6 protein-coding genes and 1 pseudogene are annotated in these 6,399 nt (G+C 55.7%); 5 read left to right on the forward strand and 2 right to left on the reverse strand.

Annotated elements, in window-relative coordinates:
* Window positions 1-159 precede the first annotated feature (159 nt).
* The gene (locus tag ACEYDX_RS00740; RefSeq protein ID WP_373740131.1) at window positions 160-861 is read right to left on the reverse strand and encodes a 5'-methylthioadenosine/adenosylhomocysteine nucleosidase; all 702 of its coding nucleotides are present in this window, start codon (window positions 859-861) and stop codon (window positions 160-162) included.
* Window positions 862-1,041: 180 nt separating this feature from the next.
* On the opposite strand from ACEYDX_RS00740, the gene ACEYDX_RS00745 reads away from it, so the two are divergent.
* The 5 genes from ACEYDX_RS00745 (at window position 1,042) to ACEYDX_RS00765 (ending at window position 5,699) form a co-directional block, all read left to right on the forward strand.
* Window positions 1,042-2,172: a PilT/PilU family type 4a pilus ATPase gene (locus ACEYDX_RS00745; protein WP_373740132.1), complete on the forward strand. Its 1,131-nt coding sequence runs from the start codon at window positions 1,042-1,044 to the stop codon at window positions 2,170-2,172.
* Between the two features lie 258 nt (window positions 2,173-2,430).
* Complete coding sequence (locus tag ACEYDX_RS00750; RefSeq protein ID WP_373740133.1) at window positions 2,431-2,697, forward strand: hypothetical protein; 267 nt, start codon at window positions 2,431-2,433, stop codon at window positions 2,695-2,697.
* A gap of 97 nt (window positions 2,698-2,794) precedes the next feature.
* Window positions 2,795-4,090 (forward strand): 3-phosphoshikimate 1-carboxyvinyltransferase, encoded by a 1,296-nt coding sequence (gene aroA, locus ACEYDX_RS00755; protein WP_373740134.1) that lies wholly within the window; start codon window positions 2,795-2,797, stop codon window positions 4,088-4,090.
* Window positions 4,091-4,198: 108 nt separating this feature from the next.
* Window positions 4,199-4,690 (forward strand): DUF805 domain-containing protein, encoded by a 492-nt coding sequence (locus tag ACEYDX_RS00760; protein ID WP_373740135.1) that lies wholly within the window; start codon window positions 4,199-4,201, stop codon window positions 4,688-4,690.
* Window positions 4,691-4,943: 253 nt separating this feature from the next.
* Window positions 4,944-5,699, forward strand: coding sequence for an endonuclease/exonuclease/phosphatase family protein (locus ACEYDX_RS00765; protein WP_373740136.1), 756 nt, complete (start codon window positions 4,944-4,946; stop codon window positions 5,697-5,699).
* Between the two features lie 394 nt (window positions 5,700-6,093).
* Here the strand turns inward: ACEYDX_RS00765 and ACEYDX_RS00770 are convergent.
* A pseudogene (locus ACEYDX_RS00770) lies at window positions 6,094-6,399 on the reverse strand (glutamine--tRNA ligase); the annotation flags it as partial.

Raw genomic sequence — 6,399 nt, forward strand, 5'->3', positions numbered from 1 at the left:
TCATTTCCGTGCAGGCGGGTATCCGGATTCGGATGCCGGAAATCTTTTGGATTGATGTGTTTGTGGATATTGACGATGGATGCCCGCCTGTGCGGGAACGTCGGCCGTTAGCGGTAGCGCGTCGGCAGTTGGTACAAACCAGGCCGTCTGAATCCGGGTTTACAACGCCTTCAGCATCGCCGTTACCGTTTCCGCCGAATGTACGGCGGCGGTTTTCAGGAATTCGTCGAAGCTGATGTCGGCCTTCTCGTCGGCGGAGTCGGAGATGGCGCGGATAAGCACAAACGGCGTTTGCAGCCGTGCACAGGTTTGGGCGATGGCGGCGGCTTCCATTTCCACCGCTTGAATATCGGGGAAGTTGCGGCGGATTTCGGCGGCGGTTTCGCTGCTGTGGACGAATTGGTCGCCGCTGCCGATCAAGCCTTGATAAACGGCGGCACCGTCGAATGCGGCGGCGCGGAACGCGGTTTCCACCAGCATCGCGTCGCTCTCGAACAGAGGCGGCTGGCCGGGAAGCTGTCCGTAGCGGTAGCCGAAAGCGGTAACGTCGGCATCGTGGTGGACGGCGTGCGTGCCGATGACCACGTCGCCCACTTTCAAGCCGCCCGCCAAACCGCCCGCGCTGCCTGTGTTGACGACGTAATCGGGACGGAAGCGGAAAACCACCCAAGCCGTCGCCACGGCGGCATTGACCTTGCCGATGCCGCTCAATACCAGCACGACCCTGTGGCCGCAATATAGCCCGCTCCATGCGGACAGCGTGCCGAACGTTTCGGTTTCGGCCTGTTCCAAGCGCGATTTCAGCAGCTCGATTTCCTGTTCCATCGCGCCGATAACGGCAATGGTTTTGACTGCGGACATGATGTTCTCCCGAAAGAATACAGATTGCCGCGATTATAACAGGCCGTCTGAAATTTTCAGACGGCCTTTGCGGATGCCGCAAATGCAACACCGACGGCGGCGGCAACGCTGCTGCGTTCACGCGTTTTTCATAAATTTTGTTATAATCACAGCCAACCGTTAACACATTTGACCGAAACCATGACAAACAGCACCCCCCCGAGCGCGAAAGAAGAAATCCATACCTGGCTGCGCCACATGAACAAATTCAAAGGTTCCGACCTGTTCGTTACCACCAATTTCCCGCCGGCCATGAAAGTGGACGGCAAAATCACGCCGATTACCGACGAGCCGCTCACGGCCGAACGCTGCATGGAAATCGCGTTTTCCATCATGACCCCCAAACAGATTGACGAATTTTCGTCCACCAACGAATGCAACTTTGCCATCAGTCTGCCCGATACCAGCCGCTTCCGCGTCAACGCCATGGTGCAGCGCGGCGCAACGGCTTTGGTGTTCCGTTCGATTACCAGCAAAATCCCCAACTTCGACAGCCTCAACCTGCCCGTCGTTTTGAAAGACGTGGTCATGCGCAAACGCGGGTTGGTGATTTTCGTCGGCGGTACGGGTTCGGGCAAATCCACTTCGCTGGCCGCAATGGTCGACCACCGCAACGAAAACTGCCAAGACCACATCATCACCATCGAAGATCCGATTGAATTCGTCCACCAGCACAAAAAAAGCATCATCACCCAGCGCGAAGTGGGCGTGGACACGGAAAACTGGTTTGCCGCGCTCAAAAACACCCTGCGCCAAGCGCCCGACGTTATCCTGATCGGCGAAATCCGCGACCGCGAAACCATGGATTACGCGCTTGCCTTCGCGGAAACCGGCCACCTGTGTCTGGCCACGCTGCACGCCAACAACTCCAACCAGGCACTCGACCGCATCATCAACTTCTTCCCCGAAGAGCGCCGCGTGCAACTGCTGACCGACCTGTCGCTCAACCTGCAGGCCTTTATTTCGCAGCGGCTTATCCCGCGCGAAGGCGGCCGCGGCCGCGTAGCCGCAGTGGAAATCCTGCTCAATTCCCCGCTGATTTCCGAGCTGATTCACAAAGGCGAAATCCACGGCATCAAAGAAATCATGAAAAAATCGCAGTCGATGGGTATGCAGACTTTCGACCAGGCGCTGTACACCCTCTACGAAAACGGCGACATCAGCTTTCAGGATGCCGTTAAAAACGCCGACTCGCCCCACGATCTGCGCCTCGACATCCAACTGCGCAGCCGACGCGCACAAAACGCAGGGCCGGATTTGGAACTGATTTAAACGGGCAAAATCTTCGGCAAGGCAGACAAGGAATAAAGGCCGTCTGAAAACCGGTATGGATTTCAGACGGCCTTTTGCTGTGAGCGGAAATTTGTGAATGGAAATTTAAGATACAAAGCGGCAAAGTACGGAGAGCGCATATGAATGGTACGGCGGGCCGAAGCCGGCGAAGTTTTATTTCCCTATTATGATTGTTGCCAATGATAAAAACATTTATAATTCGACCTTTTTTCAAACACAACAAGAAAGCAGCAAGCAATGAACGAAGTCCAACAGCAGCCTCAGCATGCCGAAGTAGTCAGCCTGAAAGAATGGCTGATTTCCTCTTTGATTATGATTGTACCGATTGTGAATTTAATCATGATTCTGGTGTGGGCATTCAGCAGCAATACCAATCCGAACAAGGCCAATTTTTTCAAAGCACAATTGATTCTGATGGTTATCGGTATTGTGTTGTCGGTTATTGTCATGATTGCCATTGCCGTATTGATGCCGCAAACGGCAATGGTGCCTGCTCCGCAGTAAACCCATATCCGCATCCGTACCGAAAGGCCGTCTGAAAATTTCAGACGGCCTTTGCTGTTATAATGCCGCTTTCCCATTTCCATTCCGTTTGAACGCCATGACCGATTCCATCCGCCTGCCCGCAGCCACGCTCAAACCTTCAACCGTCGCCTTGCCCGGCTCGAAAAGCATCAGCAACCGTACGCTGCTTTTGGCCGCGCTCTCCGACAACGTTTGCGAAATCCGTTCGCTGTTGAAATCCGACGATACCGACAGAATGCTCGAAGCGCTGGCCAAGCTGGGCGTGAAGATTGAAACCGCCGGCGAGGGCCGTCTGAAAGTGCACGGTACGGGCGGACGGTTTCCCAACCGCGAAGCCGATCTCTTTCTCGGCAATGCGGGTACGGCATTCCGCCCGCTGACCGCGGTATTGGCGGTGCTCGGCGGCAATTACCACCTGCACGGCGTACCGCGCATGCACGAACGGCCCATCGGCGATTTGGTCGATGCGTTGCGGCAGGCAGGGGCGGACATCGAATATCTGGGTAACGAACACTATCCGCCGCTGCAAATCAATCACCGTACCGACAACGGCGCGCGCGTGGTTCCGGTTAAGGGTAACGTATCCAGCCAATTCCTGACTGCGCTGCTGATGGCGCTGCCGCTGACGGGGCAGGCGTTCGACATCGAAGTGGCGGGCGAGCTGATTTCCAAGCCCTACATCGACATCACGCTGAAACTGATGGCGCAGTTCGGCGTGGATGTGGAGAACGACGGCTACCGCGTGTTCCGCATTCCCGCGGGGGCGCGCTACCGTGCGCCGGAAGTCCTGCATGTGGAAGGCGACGCATCGAGCGCATCGTATTTTCTGGCCGCAGGCCTGCTGTCGGGCGAACCCGTGCGCGTAACCGGTTTGGGCAGGAACGCCATTCAGGGCGATGTCGCCTTTGCGCACGAATTGGAAAAAATCGGCGCAACCGTGGTGTGGGGCGACAACTTTATCGAAGTTTCCCGAGCGGCGGGGCAGAAAATCCTGCCTTTCGATTTGGATGCCAACCACATTCCCGATGCGGCGATGACGTTGGCCGTGGTGGCCTTGGCAAGCGGCGCGCCGTGCACCATCCGTAATATCGGTTCCTGGCGGGTCAAAGAAACCGACCGCATCGCAGCGATGGCTGCGGAGCTGCGCAAGGTCGGCGCAACCGTTGCCGAAGAGCCGGAAGCCATCCATATCTCGCCGCCCGATGCGCTGACCGCCGACGCGGTAATCGATACCTACGACGATCACCGTATGGCGATGTGCTTTTCGCTGGTGTCGCTGTTGGGCGTGCCGGTCGTCATCAACGATCCGAAATGTACGCACAAAACCTTTCCCGATTATTTCGACGTGTTCGCGTCGTTACGGGCATCGTGAAACGGCAGGCCGTCTGAAAACTTTTCAGACGGCCTTTGCTTTACAGGCCGGTGGATGCCCCCGTTTTGTTTCACCCTATTTCACGCTTGATTACAGGAGAAAGTAAAAATGAATTGGTTTCTGCATTCGCTTAAAAACATTTTCAATTTCCGCACCCGCGCACGGCGTATGGAATACGGCGTATTTATTTTGGTGGAAGCTGTTTTAAGCGGAATTTTAGGTTTCATACTGTATGCCTTGGAGGAGACGCAAACCGTTTCGGTGCAGACCGTTTTTTGGGCCGCCCTGCTGGTTGCCCTTCCGTATACCGTCATCGTGCGTTTGGCATCCGTCAGCCTGACGGCACGCCGTCTGCACGACATGGGGCGTTCGGGCTGGTGGCAGCTTATCCTGCTGCCGCTTTATGTTTCCTGGATATTGTCTGCCGTTTTTGCCGAAGAAGAGCTGGGCGTACTGTTTCCGCAGGCACAGTGGTTTTTCAGAGCGGTGGTCGTCATCGCGCTGGTATTCGCGGCGGTTTTGCTGTTTACAGACGGCCAACGCCGAACCAACCGTTTCGGCGAAGATCCGAAAGCACTTTCTCCGCACCATCCCGTTTGAACAGCCGAACCGGACAAATCGCCAACGCGGTTCGCGCCAACCGCACGGATGTGTCATTTGCACACAAAACGGTTGGCCGCATACCGGTTCCGTTTTCCCTCGGTTTTCCGCCGCCAACCGCATCAAGGCCGTCTGAAACAGGTTTTCAGACGGTCTCGTTTTGATGTTTTTTACATACGTTTTCCGACCCCTGAAAAACCATAGTGCTATAATTTCAATACACAATTCCAATAAAAACTTTACGGAAAACATCATGTCCCCCATCACCGTTACTTCATACAACATGCACAAAGGCATGTCCGCGCTCAACCGCAAAGTACAGCTCGACAGCATGGCCGACGCGCTGCACAGGCTCAATTCCGACGTTCTGTTTTTGCAGGAAGTGCAGGGAGAACACCGCCGCAGGCGCAACCGTTTCGCCGATTTTCCCAAAGAGCCGCATTACGACGTGCTCGGCAACCGCCTGTCCTACAACAGCAGTTACGGCCGAAACGCCGTCTACCGCGAACGCGACCACGGCAACGCGATTCTCAGCCACCTGCCCATCGATACCCGCCACAATCTCGACATCAGCGTCAACCGGCTCGAACAGCGCGGCCTCCTGCATAGCGAAGTTCTGCCTGACGACTGGGAGTCGCCGCTGGTCTGCGTGTGCGCCCATCTCAATCTGCGCGAACCCGACCGTGCCAAACAGTACCGCGCGATTTACGATTACGTTGCCCGCCACGTTTCTCCCGAAAGCCCGCTGATTATCGCCGGCGATTTCAACGATTGGCGCGAAAAATCCGCCGCTTCGCTCGGCCGTGCGCTGAAACTCGACGAAGCCTTTGTCGATGCCAAAGGCCGCCGTCCGAAAACCTTCCCCGCGCGCCTGCCCGTTTTGAGTCTCGATCGCGTCTATACCCGCAATCTGGAAGTGTTGGATGCAAAAATCCACAACAGCGCGCATTGGCAGAAACTCTCCGACCATCTGCCGCTCAGCGTCAGGGTCAGGCCGAAAAAGCCGTAAGCGGGTAGGATTTTTTGCCCCTACACAGCTTGGGGAGCCGCTTCTGCCAAAAAGGAAACAGGCCGTCTGAAAACTTTTCAGACGGCCTTGTTTTTGTTTAGGCATTTATACGGCATGTCGGTTTATGGAACGGATTGATACCGCGATATTGTCGGAATCCTGTCATGGTTGCGCAGGCGGGAATCCGGAATGAATCCGCAAGCGGAATGAATTCATGAATTCCTAAGATCTTTGCAGCCAACGCCGGATTCCGTTTGAGTGGGAATGATGGGATCTCTTATCAACGCATACCGTTCAAACACAGCTTGTGTTTTTCGGTGTATCTATGCAGACAGACAGGCCGTCTGAAAATATTTTTCAGACGGCCTGTTTTGATGGTTTTAAAAACAAGGGATTATTTTTCTTTTGCCTGCCAACTGTCTTTCAGCGTAACCGTTCGGTTGAACACGGGCGCGTCGGGGGTGTGGTCTTTGCGGTCGGCAACGAAATAGCCCAGCCGTTCGAACTGCCAGCGGCTTTCGGCGGGCAGGGTTTTGGCGACGGGTTCGGCAAAGGCGGTGATTTCGCGCACGGATTCGGGGTTGAGAAAATCGGTAAACGGCAGGTATTCGCCGTCTTGGCCGCGCACGGCATCGGGACGCTCGACCGTAAACAGGCGGTCGTACAGGCGCACTTTGATTTCGGCGGCGTGTTCGGCGGA

The sequence above is a fragment of the Neisseria sp. genome, assembly GCF_041804105.1.
Classification (GTDB): Bacteria; Pseudomonadota; Gammaproteobacteria; order Burkholderiales; family Neisseriaceae; genus Neisseria.

Excerpts from the sequence above, each read along its gene's own strand:
- ACEYDX_RS00740 (WP_373740131.1), bottom strand. The coding sequence starts at position 861 with ATGTCCGCAGTCAAAACCATTGCCGTTATCGGCGCGATGGAACAGGAA.
- ACEYDX_RS00745 (WP_373740132.1), top strand. The coding sequence starts at position 1,042 with ATGACAAACAGCACCCCCCCGAGCGCGAAAGAAGAAATCCATACCTGG.
- ACEYDX_RS00750 (WP_373740133.1), top strand. The coding sequence starts at position 2,431 with ATGAACGAAGTCCAACAGCAGCCTCAGCATGCCGAAGTAGTCAGCCTG.
- aroA (WP_373740134.1), top strand. The coding sequence starts at position 2,795 with ATGACCGATTCCATCCGCCTGCCCGCAGCCACGCTCAAACCTTCAACC.
- ACEYDX_RS00760 (WP_373740135.1), top strand. The coding sequence starts at position 4,199 with ATGAATTGGTTTCTGCATTCGCTTAAAAACATTTTCAATTTCCGCACC.
- ACEYDX_RS00765 (WP_373740136.1), top strand. The coding sequence starts at position 4,944 with ATGTCCCCCATCACCGTTACTTCATACAACATGCACAAAGGCATGTCC.